Genomic DNA, 20559 nt, shown 5'->3' on the forward strand with positions numbered 1-20559 from the left:
CCCTTGCGCTGTCAACGCAGGTGACTCTAACTTCTAATACTAAGCATTAGAAGATGCTGACCGAAAAAGCCCCGGCGAGCGTGCGTCCGCTCCCGGGGCGTGGCCTCGCCTGAAGAGAGCAGGGAGACATGGCTCATCGTAGTCCGAAATGGACACGGATCTTCGCGATTCGTCTTCGAGAAGAAATCGTTCTGGCGGTCGGGAACCTCCGGGCGTTCTTCGTTCCCATCCCCGAACTCGTGGGCGTTCCCGGCACAGCGCCATGCCCGGTCGAGCCGTCCCGCTCATCGACTCCTACAAGAGAGCTTCGCGCGGGTGGATCTCCTTCTGGGGAGCTCGCGCAGTATGCCGAACGTGTACCGGATCACTACGGGTGGTGCCTGCTCGCGGAGCGGTATGCGCATAAGTGGGAGCTCACCTATGACTACGACGCGGTGATGCCGTATCGGGCGCGGCATCGGGGGCAGCCGGATCTGGTGTTCGCGGCGACGGATCGGGAGTTGTTCGAGGTGATGTTGTCGGTGGCGGAGCCGCCGTCGCGGGTGCGCCGTTATGTGGTGGAGGCCGAGGAGCGCCAGCGCGCCGAGGAGTTGGCGGCGTTGAATGATCTGGTGTTCATGGCCCCGGCGGGAGGGGCGTGGTGAGCGCCTGTACCCCCGCGGGGCCGGAAACGAGCCGGGAGCATTACGCGGCGCAGTGCCGGGTGTCAGAGCGGGCACGGTTGCTGGGCCTGCTCTTGTCGTGGGAGGAGCACCGGCACGGGTGGGAGTACTGCCTGTTGTGGCCGGATGGCCGGTGCGAGGTGTATGGCCTGCTCTCCCGGGTGCAGGAGCGCCTGAACCGTTTGGAGCGGGAGGTCCGGTGGTGAGCGTGCAGGTGACGGTCAGGGTGAACGGGCGTCACCTTCCCATCGCGCAGACACCCGCCGCGAAGTGGCCGGAGTTGTTGACCACGATCGAGGTCGCCGATCTGTGCCGGGTGGCCCCCAGCACCGTCGGCCGATGGCTACAGGAAGGACGGCTGCGCGGACAGCGGACGTTGGGAGGTCACTGGCGGATTCCCGCCGACCAGATCCGCGCGCTGCTGGAAGGGGACCGGCGGTGAGGCGGCCCTGTCTTCCCGGTCACGCTGTCGCGCGTGATCTGTCCCGCCGAAGCGGCGTGCTGGTGTGGCACGGGGAAACCTCACGCGGCTATCTGGCTCTGGTCGGGCATGAACTGCTCATCGCGGCCACCGCTGAGGAGATGTGGATGAGGCTCGCCGCGCGCGGCCTCATCCCGACACGGGAGGAACCTCCCCCGCGCTCCATGGTTCTGCCCGGGCGCGATCACCTGGCCGACGCCGACACGACCGACACCACCTGGACCCAGACCAGACCGGTCAGACCAACCGGCCCGGTCTCGTGGGGGCGGCCCGCCTCCGCATAGACGGCCGCGTCGGGGTGAGCGTCCTGCTCACCGGAAACCCCGGCGTTGGCCGGCCGCCCGTCTCAGGCGCGGGGCGGGCGGCCCACAAGGTTCCCGCGCGTCGTTCTCAGAGCCCGGCGCGCGGGACCCCGGGGAACCAATGAGGGGTGTTCCCCGGTCCGGGACGGTAGAGGGACCGTCCCGGACCACCCTCTGTCCGTCACGGAGCCGGCTTCAGGCATCGGTCCGCCCATTCCGAGCAGCGAATGGAGTCCGCCCATGGAACGCACCGACTCCGAGACATGCGGCATTCGCAACGGACAGGACATCGACCACAACGGTGATGCGTGCACATGCTGCAAGCGCCAGGGAACGCAGTGACCTGCCTCCCGCGCCGTGTGCTGATCTTGTCCGCCTCAGACCAGCAGCCCCAGAACGCAACGAACCCCCTCACCGGGCAGAGGCAAGGGAGTGGCGTTCTTCCCGATGGTCCGTGTTCGTAGAGTCACCGACGTGCCGCATTCGGTCACCCTGTTCTCGTTTCCGAGGTTCCAAGGCCGGGGACCGGTGAACACGTCCGGTCGTTCCCCCTGGCCCCGGAGGTGCCGCAGTGAGCAAGCACGACGACCCGTCCCGCTGGGATGGCCAGAAGGACAAGCCGATTCCTCCGCCGACCCCCGACGGCGGAGGAAGTGGCGGCGGGAAGCACGAGAGGGACGAAAACGACAAGTGAGTCCTGATGAGCTTCAGGCCCGCTTGGCCCGAAAGATTCCCCCGGCGTGGCGGGCCGCGTTCATGGCTGTCCCCCGGCACCTGTTCATCCCGGACACGGTCTGGGTTCGTGAGGAAGGCCGTCCCGTCCCACTGCGCAGAGCCGACTCACCGGAGCGGTGGTTGGAGGCCTGCTACAGCGACGAGCCCATCGCTGTGCAGCTCGACGACGGCGATGGCAGTGGGCGCGGCTACGTGACGTCGTCAGCGTCCATGCCCAGCGTCGTCGCGCTCATGCTGGAAGCGGCAGAGCTGCGCTTCGGGCACCGGGTACTGGAAATCGGCACCGGGACCGGATTCAACGCCGCCCTGATCGCCTGCCGTGTGGGGATCGACAACACGACCACGGTCGAAATCGACGCCGACTTGGCCGAGCAGGCCCGCGAAGCGTTGAAGAATGCCGGATGGCCGGTGGAGACCGTGGCCGCAGACGGGACCCAGGGGTACCCGCCGGGCGCCCCCTACGACCGGATCCTGTCCACGGCGTCGGTCTACAAGGTCCCCTACCCGTGGATCGAACAGGCCGCCCCCGGAGGGAAGGTGGTCACCCCCTGGGGAACCGCCTTCCACAGCGGCGCCCTGCTCCGCCTGTACGTCAACGGCGACGGGGCCGCATCGGGCCACTTCGAAGGCGACACCGGGTTCATGTGGGTCCGCGACCAGCGCCCCCCGCACGGCGCGGTGGAAGACCGGGTGAGCCCCGAGCACGACTACGCCGAGACGGTCACCGATCTCCACCCCTACGAGCCCGTCGGGGACTTCTCCGCCTCATTCGCGATCGGTGCCCTGGTCCCAGGGATGACATCGACTCTGGTCTATGACCGGGACGACCCCGCTTCCCAGCGCTACACCGTCTATCTCATGGACCCCCGATCCGGGTCGTGGGCCTCGTGGCACATCCAGCCGGGTCCTCGCGAGTACGTGGTGAAGCAGCATGGCCCTCGCAGCCTCTTCGACGAACTGGCTCGCGCCTACCAGTGGTGGAAGGAGGTGGGGAAGCCCGACCACACCAGGTTCGGCCTCACTGTCACCCCGGACCGGCAAATCGTGTGGCTGGACGACCCGGCGCACCCGGTTGCCTAGCACGGGACGGGACATCCCCTTCTGTATGGTGACCCGGCCCGCTCGCCCTTATGGCCCCGCAACCTGCCCGGCGCTGGAAACCACGACGGGGTGGGGGATGAGAAGTCCAGGCGCCCACCAGCGGGACCGCTATCGAGAGTCATCGGAGCTCGTAATCCAGATAGCGGCCCTGGATCAGGGCCGCAGCATCGATCACCGAGGGCCGCGTGCCGGGGTGCGTAGGAGCGGATCCGGGAGTGGCCGGACCGCTGCGCGGCGGGACAGACGGGGCGTGCGGAAGGGCGCGTGGAACGTTCGAGGGGAACGTGTCATGTGAGAGGGCGGTTCTCCGGCAGAATGGCTGTCGCCGCCCACTCCGGTGGGCTTCCGGATTTGGTAAAGCGGAGATAACGGCCCGCAAAGCCGCAGGTCATCTTCTGTAAGCCCCGCGCACGCGGGGATGGACCGGGAGGGGGAGGATGGGACGCGCGCGCGCGTGTAAGCCCCGCGCACGCGGGGATGGACCGGGAGGGGGAGGATGGGACGCGCGCGCGCGCGTAAGCCCCGCGCACGCGGGGATGGACCGCGCTCAGGGTTGGGACCGATGATGCGCACGGCGTAAGCCCCGCGCACGCGGGGATGGACCGGCGTCGGCGACGTCGTCGAGGATGCGGGCGCCGTAAGCCCCGCGCACGCGGGGATGGACCGCCCTGCTCATGAGCGCGTTGCCCACACCCTCGGTAAGCCCCGCGCACGCGGGGATGGACCGCCCTATGACGGCAACCCAGGTAAGGAGGGATAGTAAGCCCCGCGCACGCGGGGATGGACCGATCCTCCGGCGCCGGGCGAGGCCCCGGTGCCGGTAAGCCCCGCGCACGCGGGGATGGACCGGTTTCGCACAGGTCAACGCCCGCCTGGACCGGGTAAGCCCCGCGCACGCGGGGGGTGGGCCGGTCGGCAGTAGTCGCTCCTTCTCGGGGAAGGGGTAAGCCCGTGCAAGCCGGGACGAACCGGGCTAGTCCCCGAGTCCGGCCTTCTGGGCGTACAGGGCGGCCTCCATCCGCGTGTGCAGCTGGAGCTTGTCGAGGATGTTGCGGACGTGGTTCTTGACGGTGTTCTCGGAGATGTAGAGGCGCTGGCCGATGTCCCGGTTCTTCAGCCCGCGCGCCACCAGGCGCAGGACCTCCGTCTCGCGCTCGGTCAACCTCGGCGCGGACTCCGCCGGGGAGCGTGAGGAGCCCTTCTTCGCCAGCGCGGCGAACTCCCCGATCAGCTTCGCCGCCATCGACGGGTTGATGAACGACTGACCGTCGGAGACCGCGCGCACCGCCGCCGGCACCTCGTCGACCGGGATCTCCTTCAACAGGTAACCGGTGGCCCCCGCCTTGATCGCCTCGAACAGGTCCTCCTCCTCGTCGCTGACCGTCAGCATGAGGATCTTCGCCATCGGGGCGATCGCCTTCACCCCGGCGCAGGCGTCGATCCCGCTGCTGCGCGGCATGCGGATGTCCATGAGCACGACATCGGGCGACAGGTCGCCGGCCTGCCGGACGGCCTCTTCGCCGTCACCGGCCTCGCCGACCACGTCGATGTCCGGCTCCACTTCGAGGACCGACACCAGACCGCGCCGGAACAGGGCGTGATCGTCGACGACCAGGACCCTGATGGGTTCGTAGCGACGGGTGGGGGGCGTGCTCATAGCAGGTCCTCCGGCGGCGGACGGGGGGGACCCCTAGTTTTTCACAGACAGTGAGTGGAAGACGGCGGGCATCCGTGCCGGGCGTCCGCCGCTCACCGGGCCGTCTCCGGCGGGGCGCCGCGGCCCGCGCGGCCAGGCGCGGCGCCGGAATCCTCCGCCCTGGTCCCGCCGTGGATCCGGGGGAGGTGTTCTACGCTCTACGGACCACCCGCCGGCGCCGAGAGGGGATCGTATGGCCGACGACCAGGACGCCCGTACCGTGGACTTCCTCTACGAGATGGGACTGCTGAAGCGGCTCCCCCGCACCGGTTGGGTCATCGCCGGCGTCTCCGACCCCGAGAGCGTCGCCGACCATTCCCACCGCACCGCGATCATCGCGGCGGTCATCGCCTCGTCGGAGGGCGCGGACCCGCAGCGCGCCGCGTTCCTCGCGCTGTTCCACGACACGCAGGAGACCCGGACCACCGACATCCCCCACCTGGGCAAGCGCTACCTGAAGGCGGTGCCGAATGGCGAGGTGACCGGCGACCAGGTCGCCGGCCTGCCCGGGGAGCTGGCCGGCGTGATCGCCGATGCGGTCGCCGAGTACGAGGGGCGGGAGTCCGTCGAGGCGGTGTGCGCCCGTGACGCCGACAAGCTGGAATGCCTGCTCCAGGCCGTGGAGTACCGGGAACAGGGCAACAGGCATACCCGGGCGTGGATCGACACCTCGCTGGCGTCGCTGACGACGGAATCGGCCAAGCGCCTGGCGGACCTCGCGTTGGCCCGCGGGCCTCTCGACTGGATGCACCGCGCGCGGAAGGGGAGGCCGCCGTTGTAGGGACGGGGCCGCCGCCCAGGTCCCGCGGAGTCCCGCGCGGCCGCCGCCCGGTTTTCCGGACGGCCGTGGCCCTGCCCCGCCCGCGCCACCGGGCATCTCCGCGCCGGGGAGGAAGCGTTGCCGTCCCCGCGAAACGGAGGCTCCACGGCCACAAGTGGCCTTCTTTCCGATTCGGACGTGTGGTAGATCCGAGGCCGCTCTAGGATCTCTCGTGCCCCTCGCAATGACGGCCGGAGTCAGCATGAGCCCCGAACACCGACGTCCCCTCGCGACCGCGCTGTCCCTGGCGGCCCTGCTGGCCGTGGGCGGGTGTTCCACGCCGGCGGAGGACGCTCCCTCCCCGAAGCCTTCGGAGAGCGGCGCCGCGCAGCCTCCCGCCGAGCCGATCGTCCCGGCGACCCGGTTCGACACCGACGCCTCCGTGACGCTCCAGCGCGACTTCCTGGGGGAGGGGGCCGAACGGCTCCCCGTGGCGTTGCGCGGTGGCGTCGCCTACTACACCTCCGGCGACAGGCTCATCGCGCACGACACCATCCGGGACGAGTCCCTGTGGACGCTGAGCACCGAGGAGACGTTCGACGCCGAGAACCCGGGCCACAGCGCGGTGCTCGTCGAGACGGACGACGGTCCCGTCGTCTTCGGGGCCTTCCGCACCCACACCACCGCGTCCGGGACCACGCGGGCCTCGTCGAAGGTGGAGGTCATCGCGGCCGACGCCGACAGCGGCGACCTGCTGTGGCACGCCGTGCACGACCACGAGGAGTACGAGGAGTACACGCCCCGCGTCGTCGGGGTCAGCGGTGACAGCGTCATCCTCAACGCGGGCACGACGCTCGCCCTTGACCTCGCCGGCGGCGAGGTGACCTGGAGCGACGAGTCCGAGCCACGCCTGGTCATGGGGTCGACCGTCATCGGGACGGTCAGCCACTTCGACCGCTCCACCTGGATGCGGGCCGTGGACGCGGCCACCGGTGAGGAGCTGTGGACCGCCTGGGAGGACTACGCCGAGGACCTCGCCTCCGACCAGCGCCTCGACCTCCTCGCCGAGTTCCAGGAGGGCGGGGCCGAACCGGGCGAGGTCGCCGACGCCGCGGCCGAGTACTACGGGTACTTCGTCCACAGCCAGCGGCAGGGCGCCCCCGTGCGCGAGGAGTTCTTCCCGGCGGGGCCGGGACGGTTCGCCGTCGTGGCCTTCAACTACCTCAACACGAACCTCCACATGCAGGTCGCCGGAGGCAAGGAGCCCACCCAGGTCTTCGGAACCGTCCTGCTCGTGAGCGCGGAGACGGGGCGGATCGAGTACAGCTTCGCCTTCGACCCCGAGATCCGGGAGCGGATGGACAACGACTGGGGCGGATGGGTGGACGGCAGATGCCGCCACGACGGCGAACGCACGCTGGCCTGCTGGGGATGGGCGCCGCAGATCCGCTCCACCGTGGTCTTCGCCCTGGACACCGAGGAGGGCGCGCTCCGCTGGGTCGAGGAGTTCGGGGGCGAGGCGGAACGCGCCGACATCGACCCCACGGGGGCGTGGAGGGGCGCCCTCTACGGCGAGGCCGGCGGCGGAGCGGTGGTGCTCGACCTCGACGACGGCGCCGACTTGGAGACCCTGGCGGAGATGGCGCCGGCCACCACCAACGGTGTCGTCGCGGTCGAGTACGGCGAGAACGGGGAGTTCACGGTCGCGCCCGTGACGGGCTGAGGCGGGCGGGGAGGCCTCGCGGGGGTGTGGGGCGGAGGGCCGCGCGCCGCGGGGCCGGTGGACGGAGCCCTGACCGCCGGGCCGGGGAAGGCGAGGACCGTCCGCCTCCCCGGAGCCGGCCGGGTCCGGACCGCGTGGCCGAGGCGGCGCCACGGGGCCGGCAGCGGGGTGGACCAGCGGTTTCGCGCTCCCATCGGATCAGCGAGCGCGGTGGGGGTGGAGCCGACTGTGGGGGAGCCCCCAACGGTGTCTCCAGCCGAGCGGCCGCCCCTCGCCCAGGGGGCGGCTGGAACCGATCGGCGGGGGCATGCCCACGCGGGGATGGGCCGTACCCGCCCGCCGGTGTTCACTCCACCCCTCCACCCGCCGTTCGTGCGGTGCCTCGGCCGGACGCAGGTGTGCTGAGGGGGACATCCGGCCAGGGGTTCCCGTCCTGGTGCGCCCGCGTGCGGGCGTCAGGCTCGCGGGAGGGCTCTTCGTATCACGGATTTCCCGCTGTGACTTCAACCTGCAATTAGTTCACCTTTCTTACCTGCTGCTATATGGCGCGCAGTGGCCTACCTTGGTCAAAAGATGGACTGTGCGTAGAAATCTGGAATGCTGCTTCCCGGTAACCGGAGACATGCGGCCTTCTGTGACGAGTCCTCCTCGCATTTCCCGGCCAGAGCGGGCTTGGAAAACGCTTCTGCTTTCTCCGGGTATCCCTGAACACGCCGGGCGATCCAGGTCCATCGGTCTGCCTGAGAAGAAACAGACATGACGGCTAAGCCGTCTGCTCTTCCGGAACAGGGCCGGAATGGGCAGGCGGTTCAGCAGTTTTATAGGAGTCTTCGAACATGTGGCAGGTCCTGCTCTACACCACACCGTTGACGGTGGGGATCACCCTCGCGGTGCTGGCGGTGGCGGCGGTGGTGGTGGCCCGCCTGCTACGGAACAACCCGGGAACCTTCCCCCGTGAGGCGAAATGGATCCTGGCCGCGGCCACACCGGTCTACCTGCTCATCCTGGCCGCGCCCATCCTGAGCTGGGACCAGATCGGGGAGGGCGATCGCGAGATCATCTGGAATCCCGTCGCCTACTACAAGGCTGACAACGCCCCGACCGAGGGCGTCTCCATCTCTTATCCCGCAGACAGATCCCAGACGGTGAGCCTGCGGGTCATCCCCGTCTCACCGGAACGGCTGGAGGAGGTCCAGGCCGAGATCGAACGAGAGGGAGAGGACTACTATCTGGCGGCCGACTACCACCGGTACCCGCTCACCACCGGCGAAGTCGCCTACTTCGACGCGGAGGGCGAGGAGCTCGCGCCTGACGTGGCCGCCCAGCTCGACGAGCTCTACGAGGAACACGCCGCCGGCGTCGACGACAACGTCGCTCCCAGCCTGCTGGTGCAGGAGAAGACGGTCAACACCCTGCTGTTCATCCCCATTGGCATCGTGGCCTTTGCCGCCTTCTCCTCGTGGGCCGCGCGCCTGGCCTTCGGCCCAGGGTTGTCCTTCACCATCGAGTTCCTGCAATGGGCCATGGCGGCCACCCGCAGCAGCGAACTCGCCGACTTCGTCGTGAACTCCGCCGGCCACCTCATCGGCCTGGCCATGGCCGTGGCCGCCTTCCGGTTCGCTGCCAGGTCTCGGCGTCGCTCTCACCACCATCAAGACCCCGCGAAGACACCCGAGCACCTCACCGTCTGACCGACACTGATCCCCGGCTCGCCCAATCGCGCCGAGGGCGACTTTCTCGACACGCCGCGAGCCCGCATACGCGGAGAGGTCCTTCGGTTATCTCCGTAGAGAGGGGAACCGCTTCTCGCTGATGAAGCGATAAGTTATTTGAGAACGGTTCCTGAGGATACTCGTCTTTATCCGTTTCCATCTGTACTGATGAATCGCTAACGGGTCGCTGTGGAAACGGGGTTCCAAGAGGACGGCAAGATACGGACTTCCCCTCGCTCGCTGATCATTCCTGGAGGGATTTCAGCGAACGGTCTGTTCTTCGACCGCGAGTCGGTGCAGACGAGTCCCCTGCGCGCGGGAACGGAGCGGTCGGCATGCCCATCGGGTCGCCCACCGTCAACCGCTCCGCCCCGGCGTGCCCACGGCGCGTGCGACGCGCGGCCCGACCAGCCGTTCGGCCATCGGGAGCGAGTACCAGCCCGCACCTGTGACCTCGGCCTCCTGGACGCGCCCGATCTCGGCGCGGACCGTCGTGAACGCGAACCCGATGTCGAGGTGATGGTGCTCCGGCTCGCCCTTGTCCGGCCGCGCCGGAACCCGGCCGTACTCGATGTAGGCGGGGGAGTACGAGACGGGGAGCACGGCGTCGGTGTCGACACCGGTCTCCTCCGCCAGCTCGCGGACGGCCGCGCCGATCAGCGTCGTGTCGGCGGGTTCGAGATGTCCACCGGGCTGCAACAGCAGCCCGTATGCGCGGTGTTCGACCAGAAGGATCTCGGCCTCACCGCGTACCAGGAGCGCGCCGACGGTCACGTGCATGGGGAAGGTCCAGCGCGAAGCGAAATCCCGGCCCTGCCGCAGCAACAGCGCCGGCTCGGCGAGCCCCGCGGCCTCTTCGGGAAACCGCTCCAGGTAGGCGGCCAGCGTGGCCGAAATGTGCGCGTCAGCGATCGCCACCCGCCACCTCCACCCCGGTCTGGAAGCAACCCCCTCCATGGCCGACCGCGCGCAGGCGGGAGACGGGAGAAGCCGCAGGCCGGCTCACCGATGGTGTTCGAGCCTACAAGGCGGTGGCCGGCCGGTGGGCGTGTACCACGCAGAGGGGCCTCGCGCGTGTGGGGTGGGCCGGCTGTCCCCCTGACCTGGGGTGGGCGGGACGCCGTTCCTTCGAGTCACGACCAGGGGCGCCCACCGCGGGGTGAAGCCGGTCCGTGGAGCATCGCGCCGGGGCCGTCTCCGCCGGTGCCCGGTCCGTCTTCGTCCTCAACCCGCGCACAGGAGTCGCCGATCCACCGTTGGGCGTTCGCGTCTCCCCGATTCCGCCACTCGATCCCCGGATCACGTGTTCGATCTTGTCGGCGTCCTCAGCGGGCCTCTGGGGCCGCGTACGCCGGCCGTCCACCGGTCGGTGCGACGCTGCCTCCCCGACGTCGCGGCCTCGAAGCGGCCCCGGGGCGGCCGTCCCCGAGCAGCCTCCTGATCTCGGTGTGCCGTGGCCGGGCGGAAGGCGTCCAGGACGCCGCCGGGCTTGGGACGCGCCCGCGTCGATGTGCCGGCCTCGTCCAACGGCGGCAAGGGCGCCATCGCCCCCACGCCCTCCCCGTCGGCCCGCCACGGTGGACGGCGGGTTCCGTGATCGGACACCTCCTCGCCCTCCCGGCGGGCCAGGCGCGCTCACCGGTCCGCGCGGGGCTCCCCGTCCTGCCGTGCCGGCGCGGCGGCCTGGGGCGGGCGGGCGGCGGGTTCGGGGAGGGAGCGGAAGAGCAGCCAGCTCAGGGCGGGCATGGCGATCAGGGGGAGGAGAGCCGTCCGCAGGGAGGTGGCGTCGGCCAGATACCCCAGCAGGGGGCTGACGAGGCCGCCGACGCTGACGGTGAGGCCGAGGGTGACGCCGCTGGCGGTGCCGACACGGGAGGGCAGGTAGTCCTGGCCGAGGGTGACCTGGAGGGAGAAGGGGACGTACAGGCCGGCGGAGGTGAGGGCCACGAAGAGGAACATCGCCGGGCCCGGCAGGTAGATCACCCCGGCGACGGCGGCGATCGAGAGCAGGTAGGACCAGCGGGAGACACGGACCCGGTCGTAGCGGTTGGCCAGCGATCCGCCCAGGAGCGAGCCGACGGCGCCCCCCAGGAACAGCAGGAACAGGGCGACGGTTCCCGCGGTGGCGCTGCCCTGCATGCGCTGCTGGGCGTAGAGGAAGATGAAGGTGCTCAGGCCGGTGAAGACGATGGAGCGGAAGACCACCGCCAGGGACAGCTTCACGAAGGAGGCCACGTCGTCGGCGCCCGCGGGCACCGGCGTCTTCGACGGGCCGGCCTGAGACCGGGCGAGCATCCGGAGCACGGGCACGCACAGGGCGGCGCCGACGAGCGCGGGCAGCACCAGGACCGGCGTCCAGCGCAGTGAGCCGTTTCCGATCACGGCCGACACCAGGAGCGGGGCGAGGGCGAAGCCGATGTTGCCGCCGAGGGAGAACCAGCTCATAGCGCTGTGGCTGCCCCGGCTGGCCAGCCGGGCCACGCGGGCGGACTCCGGGTGGTAGGCGGCCACCCCGATCCCGGAGACCGCGACGAAGACCAAGGTCAGCCCATAGGAGCCGCTCAGGCCGCTCAGCGCGATGCCCAGGCCGCCCAGCAGGGTGCTGACCGGCAGCAGCCACGGCATCGGCCATCGGTCGGTGAGCGCGCCGAACAGCGGCTGGGCCACCGACGACAGCAGCGACGCGGCCAGCACGATTCCGGAGGCCACCGCGTAGCCGTAGTCCCGTTCGGCCACGAAGAACGGGATCAGCGCCGCGACGGAGCCCTGGTAGACGTCGACGCAGGCGTGCCCCACGGCCAGCAGGGAGATCGGGATGTTCCTTCGCACCCGTCCCATGCTGGAAGACCCACCCGCTGGCCCGCTTTCGATAGATTGCCAGGTGTTGCAGAAAATCCGCCACACGCCTGTCGCGCCGACCCGGACCCAGCATCTCGCCTCCGGCGGCGAGATCGACGCGCACCGCCATGACGACCACCAGATCGCCTACGCCAGCCGGGGCGCCATCGCGGTGACGACCGACGCCGGCTCCTGGGTCGCCCCCGCCACCCGCGCGATCTGGATCCCCGCCGGCACCGTCCACCAGCATCAGGCTCACGGCGAACTCGTCCTCCACCTCGTCGGTCTGCCCGTCACGGAGAACCCGCTCGGCCTCGACAAACCGGCCGTCCTCGCCGTCAGCCCCCTCCTGCGCGAACTCATCGTCGCCTACACGCGCGCCCCCGAGGACGACAGCCCGCCCCGCCTGCGCCTGCGCGCCGTCATGCTCGACCAGCTCACCGTCTCCCCCGAGCAGCCCCTGCACCTGCCGGTTCCCACCAGCCCCCTGCTGCGGGAACTGCACGACATCCTGCGCGCCGACCCGGCGGACAACCGCTCCCTCGACGAACTCGGACGGCAGATCGGCGCCAGCGCCCGCACCCTCTCCCGCCGTCTCCGCGCCGACCTCGGCCTCACCTATCCCCAATGGCGCACCCAGATCAGGCTCCACCACGCCCTGATCCTCCTGGCCGACGACACCCCCGTCACCACCGTCGCCCACCGATGCGGCTGGTCGTCCGCCAGCACCTTCATCGACGTCTTCCGCCGAGCCTTCGGCCACACCCCCGGCTCCCGCCCCGCCGCCTGACGCGGGACCGGCCGGCGCGGGGGCGGACGGGGGAACGCCGGTGGGCGAATGGGGGCGGAACCCGCCACGGAGGAGTCCGGTCACGGTCCACGGACCCGCCCCACCGAGAGGGATCGTCTTCACGCGCGTGGAGACGGCCGGCCGCCCCACCCGCGGTTTCCGCCGCGCGGAGTCCACGGCCGGCCGGGTCGTGGATCTTCCGAGATTCAGGCGTTCATAGGCCGGGATGAACATGTGACAGACTTCTCACCTCATGGACAGACGCCAGGAATTTCGCGAATCCGCCCTCGAAATGGGGATCCCCGAACACACCGTCGACTGGGCGCTCCAGTTCGCGCTGCCGCAGATCGAACTGCGGCCGGAGGGGCAGAGCGACGGTCCCGTCGTCGGACGCTACGGGGGTCTGCCCGCCCTCCCGGCCGACGTCGAATGGTCCGGCTACCCGCATTTCTTCGCCTCGGTCGACTGCGCGGCCCTGCCCGCCGGCGCGCTCGACCTTCCAATGCCCACGGACGGCCACCTCCTGTTCTTCGCCAGCAAGGACGACCCGACGTGGGCGGACGACTCCGAGGACATCGAGGGTCGGGTGGTGTACGTCCCGGCGGGGACACCGACCGCCGAGCGGCGGCCCGAGGAGAAGTACGCCGGCTACCTCGACGAGCCGTTCCCGCTCCACGGGCACGTCGCCTGGAACCTGCCGGGTCCCGGCCACGACGTCATCGACTCGGACGAGGAACGCGCGCAGATCTGGGAGGAGTTCGGCGACCTCGGCTACGACAACTCCTCCGCCGGCGAACTCACCCTGGGCGGGCACGCCTCCCCCATCTGGGACGATCCGTGCCTTCCTCCCTATCCGGGCGGTGACGACACGCCGTGGCGGCTGCTGGCCCAGGCCCATCGCCCGGCAAGGGAGGGATCCTCGAACAGCGGCACGGTCTTCTGGCTGATACGTCCCGAGGACCTGGCCGAGGGAAGGTTCGACAGGGCCAAGGTGCGGCTGGAGATGTACCCGCCCGAGTGACCAGGCCCGTGGGAAGGGCCATGTGCGCGGGGACGGGCCGATCCGCCGGAACGGCCCAGGGCGAGGGCTCCCTCCGCCGCAGGTGCCGTGTGGCCCACGGGGAGCGGTGCTCGGCCGGAGAGGCTTCGCGCGGCGGGGGCGCCGTGCGAGCCTCGGACCATGAGACTGACACCGCACGACGCCCGGGAGCGGTTCGCCGCGAGCCGGGTCGCCCGCCTGGCGACCGCCGACGGGCGGGGACGCCCCCACCTCGTGCCGGTCACGTTCGCCGTCCGCGGCGACACGGTCGCGATCGGTATCGACCACAAGCCGAAGAGCGGCCACAACCTGAAACGGCTCGCCAACATCGCGGAGAACCCGCTGGTGTGTCTCCTCGCCGACGAGTACGACGAGGGCTGGGAACGGCTGTGGTGGGCGCGGGCGGACGGGAGGGCGCGCGTCGTCCGCGACGGCCGGCCGTGGACGGAGGCCCGATCCCGGCTGATTGCCCGATACCGGCAATACCGTGACATACCTCCCGAGGGGCCGATGATCCTGGTCGACGTGCTGCGCTGGTCGGGATGGTCGTTCACCTGAGACACGTTCCGGAGCCCGGTTCGTCCAGAAAGGTCCTACCGCTGCGGCAGGATCTCCTCGACACCTGAAAACCGGGAGGTGGCGCCCGCATGCGTCAAATACGGGACGAACTCGTGCTACGGCCCGATCGCCGGTCGGGACGGACGAAGCTGGCCGTCTCGGCGGTGATCGCCGTGGTCATGACGGTGAGCATCGCGTTCCGCGTCGGCTGGGAGGTCGCCCTGGCCTCGGTCGTCTTCTGGATCGTGCTGTTCGCGGTGGTCATCGGGCATCTGCGCCACGCCCGGATCGTCCTGACACCGTACGAGATCGCCGTGGAGGGGATGGTCTTCCGGCAGCGCCGGCCACGCTCCCAGGCCGTGCGGGTGGTTCGCGCGACCGTCGTCCCATCACGGGGATGGGCCTCTGACACCCTGTTCCTGCTCGACGCCCACGACAACGTGCTTTTCCGGGTGTACGGCCTCAACTACGCGACCGAGGACATCAACCGGCTGGTGGGCGCGCTCGGACTGCCCTGCGAAGGCCCCGGCCGTCCCGTCAGCGCCGGAGAACTGGCCAAGATCTACCCGGGCATCGTCCCGTGGTACGAGCGGCACCCCTACCTGCTGGGTCTCCTGACGACCGGTGTCGTGGCGCTGGTCGTGCTGGCCGTCGTCCTGATCGCCATCTCCATGGGAGCAGGGTCGTAGCGTCCTCGCCCGGCGGGGCCGCCCGCGCCCCTCTCGGCGGTCATCGCGTCCCGGAAACGGGAACCGGCCGCACACGTGACCTTTTCCGGCTCATGCCCCCGGACGGGGCGACCGTCCGGCAGAATGACGGCCACCGGCGCCGGTCCGCCGACCGGTCCGGCAGGTCCCGGGATTTATAAAGCGGAGATAACGGCCCGCAAAGCCGCAGGTCATCTTCTGTAAGCCCCGCGCACGCGGGGATGGACCGCGACGTACATCGGACCGCCACACACGTCGCACGTAAGCCCCGCGCACGCGGGGATGGACCGGTCTCCTCGACGTCGGCACCTACCACCGACGAGTAAGCCCCGCGCACGCGGGGATGGACCGCGGCCGTCAGCGGCGACGTGTTCGAGTCCGCGGTAAGCCCCGCGCAGGCGGGGATGGACCGGCTCGCCCGATGACACGCAGGCGAGTTCCTTCGTAAGCCCTGGGCGCGCGGGGGAGTCTTCGGCTGTCTCCGTGAAGATGTTCGCGGGGCGCCTGCTGCCCTCTCATGACGGAAAAGGCCTTTGAAAGCACCGCCCTGAAAAGGACCATCGCAGCCTTTCTACCTGCGCTGATGCATTACCGGCGGACCGCTGCAAAAATGGGGTCTGGAGAGACCAGTAAGACGGCTTTGACCTGCGACTTTACTCTTGGGTCGCTGATCATCCCTAGAGGGATCGCAACAGGGGGAGCGCGTCCGGCCGCTGCCGGATGTGGGACGTCGCTGATCATCCCTGGAGGGACCGCGGCTCCGGTCGTGGGACGGTGCGGGTGGGGCCCGAGTGCGGGAGGTCTCCTGTGCCGTGGTCGGCGGGAGGCATGGTGAAGGGGCCGGGGGTTTCCCGGCCCCTTCGCATGTGATGGGAGGAGCGGCCTCAGCCGGTCCGGCGGCGGGACAGGGCGCTGAGGGCCAGGGCGCCGCCCGTGGCGACGAGGATGCCGACCACCGGCGGCACGAACCAGCCGGCCTCGTTGCTCCACCAGGCCGCCAGCGACGCGACCGCGTAGACCGCGATGACGTCCCAGCGCGCCACCGGCAGGGTGGCGGCGTCGGGCAGCTCGCCGCGCCGGCGCAGCAGGAAGTCGCCGATGATGACACCGCCCAGCGGCGGGATGAGGATGCCCAGCCAGGTGAGGTAGGCGGTGAGGTGGTCGTAGATGCCGGTCACCGCCAGCAGGGTTCCCAGCACGACGCACACGAGCACCCAGGGCTTGCGGGAGCGGGTGTTGAAGATCTCCGCCCCCGCGACTCCCACGGCGTACGCGGCGTTGTCATTCGTGGTCCAGATGTTCGCGACCAGGAAGACGACCCCCCAGACCACCAGCCCCATCTGGAACAGCACGAGAACGAAGTCGCCCTCGCCGAAGGCGAGGGCGCCGATCGCCCCGCAGAACAGCATGAGGAACTGCCCGCCGAAGAACGCGACGACGCAGGCCCAGAACCCCGCGGAGGGGGTCCGCGCGAAACGCGACCAGTTGGGGGCCTGGGTGCCGCCGGAGGCGAACGTGCCGACGATGACGGTGATCGCCGCCGTGAGGGTCATGCCCTGCGTGGGCTCGACCGCGTTGAGCCCGGCCAGGCCGCCCGTCTCCGCGAACGCCCGCCACGTCACCCAGCCCGCGAGGATCAGCAGCAGCGGCACCGACACGACCGACAGCCAGTACATGCCCTTGTAGCCGATGTAGGCGGTGACGCCCATGACCGCGCCGGCCGCCACCATGACGAGCTGTCCGGGCAGGTCGCCCTCCCAGCCCGCGGCCTGGGCCGTCAGCAGGCCGACCGTGGCGATGGAGACGCCGTACCAGCCGATCTGGGTTCCGCCGAGCAGCAGCGACGCCAGCTTCGCGCCGCCGGTGCCCAGCGAGTAGCGCGACATCATGACGGTGGTCAGGTTGGTGCGCGCCCCGATCCAGCCGATCACGCCGACGTAGAGCCCCAGCACGAGCGAGCCGAGCAGGAGCACGCCCACGAGCGGGCCGAACCGGAAGGCCGCGCCCACCTGCGCGCCCGCCAGCATCGTCGGCGTGAACAGGGTGAACCCGACCAGGACGACGCTGAGCGACAACAGCGACTTGCGCGCGTGGACGGGGACCGGCTCGACCGGGTAGTCGGGGTCGACGGTCTCCTCCGGCGCGGTGGCGGTCATTCGCCGTCCTCGCCGATGTCCTCATTCCACAGGGCCGGGTTGGCGGCGATGAAGTCCGACATCATCCGCACGCAGCCCGGGTCGTCCAGCAGCACGACCTCGACGCCGTTCTCGGCGAGCCATTCGTGGCCGCCGCTGAAGGTGCGGGCCTCGCCGATGACCAGGCGGGAGATCCCGAACTGGCGGACCAGGCCGCTGCAGTACCAGCACGGCGACAGGGTGGTGACCATGGTGGTGCCGGCGTAGGAGCGCTGCCGTCCGGCGTTGCGGAACGCGGCGGTCTCGCCGTGCACGGACGGGTCGTCGTCCTGCACCCTGCGGTTGTGGCCGCGGCCGAGGACCTCGCCGTCGCGGCCGATGAGCGCCGCGCCGATGGGGATGCCCCCGCCGGCCAGGCCCGCCTCGGCCTCCTCGACGGCGATCTGCAACCACTGCGCGTACCGCGCGGAATCGGACATGGAAGCCCCCATTCGACGGTGGGATGGAAGAACGTGTGGCCTCCGTGCGACGAGGAGACCACCCCGCCGGCGCGAGGGCAACAGGGCGAATCGGGCGCGAGTCCCGAACGGCCTCGAAGACTCTATACGTATGTCCAGGTCAGATGGACGGTCGGGGGTGTGTTCCCGGACACGCGCGAGGCCGTCACCCACAGCGGTGACGGCCTCGCGCGTGAAGAACGGTCTAGCGGCGGGCGGGGCTGATCCCCAGCTGCAGGCCCGACAGGCCGCGCGGCTTGCCCACCAGCTCGCCGGCGATCGTGCGCAGCACCTTGGCCGCCTCGGAGTCGGGCTGGTCCAGCACCAGCGGCTTCCCCTCGTCGCCGCCCTCGCGCAGCGCCATCTCCAGCGGCACCTGGCCCAGCAGCGGGACGTTGGCGCCCAACGCCTTGGTGAGGCCGTCGGCCACGGCCTGGCCGCCGCCCTCGCCGAACAGGTAGGTGCGCTCCTGGCTGCCGGGGGCGACGAAGTAGGACATGTTCTCGATGACGCCGGCCACCCGCTGGTGGGTCTGCGCGGAGATGGCGCCGGCGCGCTCGGCGACCTCGGCCGCGGCGAGCTGCGGGGTGGTCACCACGAGGATCTCGGCGCCCGGCAGGAGCTGGGCGACGGAGATGGCGATGTCGCCGGTGCCCGGGGGCAGGTCCATCAGCAGCACGTCGAGGTCGCCCCAGAAGACGTCGGCGAGGAACTGCTGCAACGCGCGGTGCAGCATGGGGCCGCGCCACACGACGGGCTGGTTGCCCTGGGTGAACATCCCGACGGAGATGACCTTGATGTCGTGCGCGGTCGGGGGCAGGATCATGTCCTCGACCTTGGTGGGACGGTCGGAGACGCCCAGCATCCGCGGCACGGAGTGGCCGTAGATGTCGGCGTCGACGACGCCGACCTTGTGGCCCTGGGCGGCCATGGCCGCGGCGAGGTTCACCGTCACCGACGACTTGCCGACCCCGCCCTTGCCGGACGCGACCGCGAACACCTTGGTCAGCGAGCTCGGCTTGGCGAAGGGGATCTCCTTCTCGGCCTGCCCGCCGCGCAGCTTGGTCTGGAGGGCCTTGCGCTGCTCGTCGCTCATGACGTCGAGCTCCACCGCGACCCGGGAGACACCGGGGACCTTGGCGACGGCCTCGGACACGTCCTTTTCGATGCGTCCCCGCATGGGACAACCGGCCACCGTCAGGAAGACGCCGACCTTCACGACGCCGTCGTCGCCGATCTCGACGCTCTTGACCATGTCGAGGTCGGTGATGGGACGGCGGATCTCGGGGTCCTGGACCGTTGCCAGGGCCGCGTTCACCTGCTCGGTGGTGGGTGTGGAGGACATGTACTCAATGGTACGAAAGTCGGGGCGGCCCGTGGGCCGCAGACCCGCGCGCGAGGGCGCGTTCCCGCGCGCAACAGGCGTATTCCCGATGGGGCACCGGGGAAGGTCCACAGTTCCCGCCCTGCTCCGGGGCAGGTGGGAGCGCTGCCGGGGCGGTGTGCCACGTGGCGGCCCGTTGCGTCCGGCGCCTTAACACGGTCGATACACCACCGGCTAGTAACCTCGGCAGCGATGGGAAACGTGTCACCACCGCCGGGTTCGTCCTGGGCGTCCGGAGCCGAAGGGCCCGATCGTCCGGAGTTCGAGCCGTCCTCCCCGGCCTGGGCGTGGCCGCCCGGAGCCGAGGGGGACCCGGTGTGGGCGTGGCCGCCCCCGCCGGCCGCGCGGGTGCGCCGTTCCCGGGTGGTGTCCGCGCCGCCCGGCACCCCGTACCACCGTCTCGCCCGCACCGCCCGCTTCCGCTGGTGGGTGCCGCCGCTGGCCGTCGTCGCGGCGGTCGCGCTGTATCTCCTCGTCCAGATCCCGCTGGTGCTCGCGGCCAAACTGGTCGCGGTCGTCGCCGGGGCGCCGTTGGACGTGACGGTCTTCTTCGGCTCGGAGGTCCCCGACCTCGCCGTCGAACTCGTCCTGCTGGCGGCCATGATCCCGGTGGTCATGTTCATCGCCCGGTTCGTCCAGTGGCGCCCGGTCGGGACGCTGTCCTCGGTCGAGGGCAGGCTGCGGGTGAGGTGGCTGCTGACGTGTTCGCTGGTGGCGCTCCTCGTCGTCGGGGTGATGGTGCCCGCCCGCTTCGGGCTGTACCTGGCGACCGGTGTCAGCGGCCCGCTGGTCGGCGAGTGGGTGGGACCGCGGCTGTTCCTCGGCGCGCTGCTGGTGGTCGTGCTTCTGGTGCCCTTCCAGGCGGCGGCCGAGGAGTACGCGCTGCGCGGTTTCGTGATGCAGGCGGTCGGCTCCTACGGGGCTCCCGGACCCGGGGGAGGCCCCCTCACCCGCCTGCTGCGGTCCCCGCTGCCCGCGATCCTGGTCAGCGGCGGGGTGTTCGCCCTGTTGCACACCTACAGCGCCTGGGCGCTGGCCGAGGTGCTGTGCTTCGGCGTCGCCATGGCCTGGCTGGCCTGGTACACCGGGGGGCTGGAGGCGCCGATCGCGCTGCACGTGCTGCACAATCTCGCGGCCATGGGCATCTCGGCTTATGAGGGCACGCTCGGCGCCAGCGGCGGCTCGGGGAGCTGGCAGAGCCTGGCCGGCACCGTGGCCCAGCTCGTCGTGTACTGCCTGGTGGTGGTGTGGCTGGCCCGCCGCGCCGGGCTGCGGCGCGTGGTTCCCGGTTCCGCCCCCGCGCCCGACCCCGCCTGTTCGCCCGCCCCCGACCCCGGATCGCCCGGCTGGGCGCTGCGCCCGGCCGCCTCCGAGACCGAGGAGCGGCGGGACCACCGGCACCGTTACGGCGGCTGACCGGCGGGGACGTGTTTTCCCGT

Annotated in this window: 20 protein-coding genes and 1 CRISPR repeat array; of the genes, 14 read left to right on the forward strand and 6 right to left on the reverse strand. The window is 70.5% G+C overall.

Annotation, left to right across the window (positions count from 1 at the left end):
• Window positions 1-128: 128 nt before the first annotated feature.
• The 6 genes from ACYVHU_RS07645 (at window position 129) to ACYVHU_RS07670 (ending at window position 3260) form a co-directional block, all read left to right on the forward strand.
• Window positions 129-644, forward strand: a complete 516-nt coding sequence (locus ACYVHU_RS07645; protein ID WP_498947970.1) for a hypothetical protein — start codon at window positions 129-131, stop codon at window positions 642-644.
• A complete protein-coding gene (locus tag ACYVHU_RS07650; protein ID WP_498947971.1) occupies window positions 641-868 on the forward strand; it encodes a hypothetical protein in 228 nt (75 codons plus the stop codon). The genes ACYVHU_RS07645 and ACYVHU_RS07650 overlap by 4 nt, the downstream gene beginning before the upstream one ends.
• Window positions 865-1104, forward strand: a complete 240-nt coding sequence (locus ACYVHU_RS07655; RefSeq protein WP_498947973.1) for a helix-turn-helix domain-containing protein — start codon at window positions 865-867, stop codon at window positions 1102-1104. The genes ACYVHU_RS07650 and ACYVHU_RS07655 overlap by 4 nt, the downstream gene beginning before the upstream one ends.
• A complete protein-coding gene (locus tag ACYVHU_RS07660) occupies window positions 1101-1427 on the forward strand; it encodes a hypothetical protein (protein ID WP_498947974.1) in 327 nt (108 codons plus the stop codon). The genes ACYVHU_RS07655 and ACYVHU_RS07660 overlap by 4 nt, the downstream gene beginning before the upstream one ends.
• A 589-nt stretch (window positions 1428-2016) precedes the next feature.
• Window positions 2017-2139, forward strand: a complete 123-nt coding sequence (locus ACYVHU_RS07665; protein ID WP_432938647.1) for a hypothetical protein — start codon at window positions 2017-2019, stop codon at window positions 2137-2139.
• Window positions 2140-2201: 62 nt separating this feature from the next.
• The gene (locus ACYVHU_RS07670) at window positions 2202-3260 is read left to right on the forward strand and encodes a methyltransferase domain-containing protein (RefSeq protein ID WP_432938650.1); all 1059 of its coding nucleotides are present in this window, start codon (window positions 2202-2204) and stop codon (window positions 3258-3260) included.
• A gap of 418 nt (window positions 3261-3678) precedes the next feature.
• Window positions 3679-4130: direct repeats of the CRISPR family, unit length 29 nt; unit sequence GTAAGCCCCGCGCACGCGGGGATGGACCG.
• Between the two features lie 124 nt (window positions 4131-4254).
• Here the strand turns inward: ACYVHU_RS07670 and ACYVHU_RS07675 are convergent.
• Window positions 4255-4938 (reverse strand): response regulator, encoded by a 684-nt coding sequence (locus ACYVHU_RS07675; RefSeq protein WP_078762601.1) that lies wholly within the window; start codon window positions 4936-4938, stop codon window positions 4255-4257.
• Between the two features lie 232 nt (window positions 4939-5170).
• Here ACYVHU_RS07675 and ACYVHU_RS07680 point away from each other — a divergent pair, with 232 nt between their 5' ends.
• The 3 genes from ACYVHU_RS07680 (at window position 5171) to ACYVHU_RS07690 (ending at window position 9151) form a co-directional block, all read left to right on the forward strand.
• Window positions 5171-5758: an HD domain-containing protein gene (locus ACYVHU_RS07680; RefSeq protein ID WP_078762602.1), complete on the forward strand. Its 588-nt coding sequence runs from the start codon at window positions 5171-5173 to the stop codon at window positions 5756-5758.
• 241 nt (window positions 5759-5999) lie between these two features.
• Window positions 6000-7460 (forward strand): outer membrane protein assembly factor BamB family protein, encoded by a 1461-nt coding sequence (locus ACYVHU_RS07685; RefSeq protein WP_159457279.1) that lies wholly within the window; start codon window positions 6000-6002, stop codon window positions 7458-7460.
• 836 nt (window positions 7461-8296) lie between these two features.
• Window positions 8297-9151, forward strand: coding sequence for a VanZ family protein (locus tag ACYVHU_RS07690; RefSeq protein WP_078762604.1), 855 nt, complete (start codon window positions 8297-8299; stop codon window positions 9149-9151).
• A 378-nt stretch (window positions 9152-9529) separates the two neighbouring features.
• On the opposite strand, the gene ACYVHU_RS07695 is transcribed toward ACYVHU_RS07690, so the two are convergent.
• Window positions 9530-10090: an NUDIX hydrolase gene (locus tag ACYVHU_RS07695; protein WP_078762605.1), complete on the reverse strand. Its 561-nt coding sequence runs from the start codon at window positions 10088-10090 to the stop codon at window positions 9530-9532.
• A gap of 717 nt (window positions 10091-10807) precedes the next feature.
• On the reverse strand, window positions 10808-12001 hold the full coding sequence (locus tag ACYVHU_RS07700; RefSeq protein WP_498947977.1) for an MFS transporter: 1194 nt from the start codon (window positions 11999-12001) through the stop codon (window positions 10808-10810).
• A 52-nt stretch (window positions 12002-12053) separates the two neighbouring features.
• On the opposite strand from ACYVHU_RS07700, the gene ACYVHU_RS07705 reads away from it, so the two are divergent.
• From ACYVHU_RS07705 to ACYVHU_RS07720, 4 genes are all read left to right on the forward strand, one after another.
• Complete coding sequence (locus tag ACYVHU_RS07705; protein WP_498947978.1) at window positions 12054-12800, forward strand: AraC family transcriptional regulator; 747 nt, start codon at window positions 12054-12056, stop codon at window positions 12798-12800.
• A 253-nt stretch (window positions 12801-13053) separates the two neighbouring features.
• Window positions 13054-13821, forward strand: coding sequence for a DUF1963 domain-containing protein (locus tag ACYVHU_RS07710; RefSeq protein WP_078762607.1), 768 nt, complete (start codon window positions 13054-13056; stop codon window positions 13819-13821).
• A gap of 159 nt (window positions 13822-13980) precedes the next feature.
• Window positions 13981-14397, forward strand: coding sequence for a PNPOx family protein (locus ACYVHU_RS07715; protein ID WP_498947979.1), 417 nt, complete (start codon window positions 13981-13983; stop codon window positions 14395-14397).
• A gap of 89 nt (window positions 14398-14486) precedes the next feature.
• Complete coding sequence (locus tag ACYVHU_RS07720; protein ID WP_078762609.1) at window positions 14487-15086, forward strand: hypothetical protein; 600 nt, start codon at window positions 14487-14489, stop codon at window positions 15084-15086.
• Window positions 15087-15988: 902 nt separating this feature from the next.
• Here ACYVHU_RS07720 and codB read toward each other — a convergent pair.
• From codB to ACYVHU_RS07735, 3 genes are all read right to left on the reverse strand, one after another.
• Window positions 15989-17260, reverse strand: coding sequence for a cytosine permease (gene codB / locus ACYVHU_RS07725; RefSeq protein ID WP_078762610.1), 1272 nt, complete (start codon window positions 17258-17260; stop codon window positions 15989-15991).
• Window positions 17257-17718 (reverse strand): nucleoside deaminase, encoded by a 462-nt coding sequence (locus tag ACYVHU_RS07730; RefSeq protein ID WP_144390171.1) that lies wholly within the window; start codon window positions 17716-17718, stop codon window positions 17257-17259. Before ACYVHU_RS07730 ends, codB begins: the two co-directional genes overlap by 4 nt.
• Window positions 17719-17941: 223 nt before the next feature.
• The gene (locus tag ACYVHU_RS07735) at window positions 17942-19081 is read right to left on the reverse strand and encodes an Mrp/NBP35 family ATP-binding protein (RefSeq protein ID WP_078762612.1); all 1140 of its coding nucleotides are present in this window, start codon (window positions 19079-19081) and stop codon (window positions 17942-17944) included.
• Between the two features lie 231 nt (window positions 19082-19312).
• On the opposite strand from ACYVHU_RS07735, the gene ACYVHU_RS07740 reads away from it, so the two are divergent.
• Window positions 19313-20536 carry a CPBP family intramembrane glutamic endopeptidase gene (locus ACYVHU_RS07740; protein WP_498947981.1) on the forward strand — a complete coding sequence of 408 codons (1224 nt, stop codon included), beginning with the start codon at window positions 19313-19315 and terminating at the stop codon, window positions 20534-20536.
• Window positions 20537-20559 lie beyond the last annotated feature (23 nt).

The sequence above is a fragment of the Marinactinospora endophytica genome (assembly GCF_054780875.1).

Coding starts and splice junctions, on each gene's coding strand:
- ACYVHU_RS07645 (WP_498947970.1), top strand. CDS start 129: ATGGCTCATCGTAGTCCGAAATGGACACGGATCTTCGCGATTCGTCTT.
- ACYVHU_RS07670 (WP_432938650.1), top strand. CDS start 2,202: ATGGCTGTCCCCCGGCACCTGTTCATCCCGGACACGGTCTGGGTTCGT.
- ACYVHU_RS07675 (WP_078762601.1), bottom strand. CDS start 4,938: ATGAGCACGCCCCCCACCCGTCGCTACGAACCCATCAGGGTCCTGGTC.
- ACYVHU_RS07680 (WP_078762602.1), top strand. CDS start 5,171: ATGGCCGACGACCAGGACGCCCGTACCGTGGACTTCCTCTACGAGATG.
- ACYVHU_RS07685 (WP_159457279.1), top strand. CDS start 6,000: ATGAGCCCCGAACACCGACGTCCCCTCGCGACCGCGCTGTCCCTGGCG.
- ACYVHU_RS07690 (WP_078762604.1), top strand. CDS start 8,297: ATGTGGCAGGTCCTGCTCTACACCACACCGTTGACGGTGGGGATCACC.
- ACYVHU_RS07710 (WP_078762607.1), top strand. CDS start 13,054: ATGGACAGACGCCAGGAATTTCGCGAATCCGCCCTCGAAATGGGGATC.
- ACYVHU_RS07715 (WP_498947979.1), top strand. CDS start 13,981: ATGAGACTGACACCGCACGACGCCCGGGAGCGGTTCGCCGCGAGCCGG.
- ACYVHU_RS07720 (WP_078762609.1), top strand. CDS start 14,487: ATGCGTCAAATACGGGACGAACTCGTGCTACGGCCCGATCGCCGGTCG.
- codB (WP_078762610.1), bottom strand. CDS start 17,260: ATGACCGCCACCGCGCCGGAGGAGACCGTCGACCCCGACTACCCGGTC.
- ACYVHU_RS07730 (WP_144390171.1), bottom strand. CDS start 17,718: ATGTCCGATTCCGCGCGGTACGCGCAGTGGTTGCAGATCGCCGTCGAG.
- ACYVHU_RS07735 (WP_078762612.1), bottom strand. CDS start 19,081: ATGTCCTCCACACCCACCACCGAGCAGGTGAACGCGGCCCTGGCAACG.
- ACYVHU_RS07740 (WP_498947981.1), top strand. CDS start 19,313: ATGGGAAACGTGTCACCACCGCCGGGTTCGTCCTGGGCGTCCGGAGCC.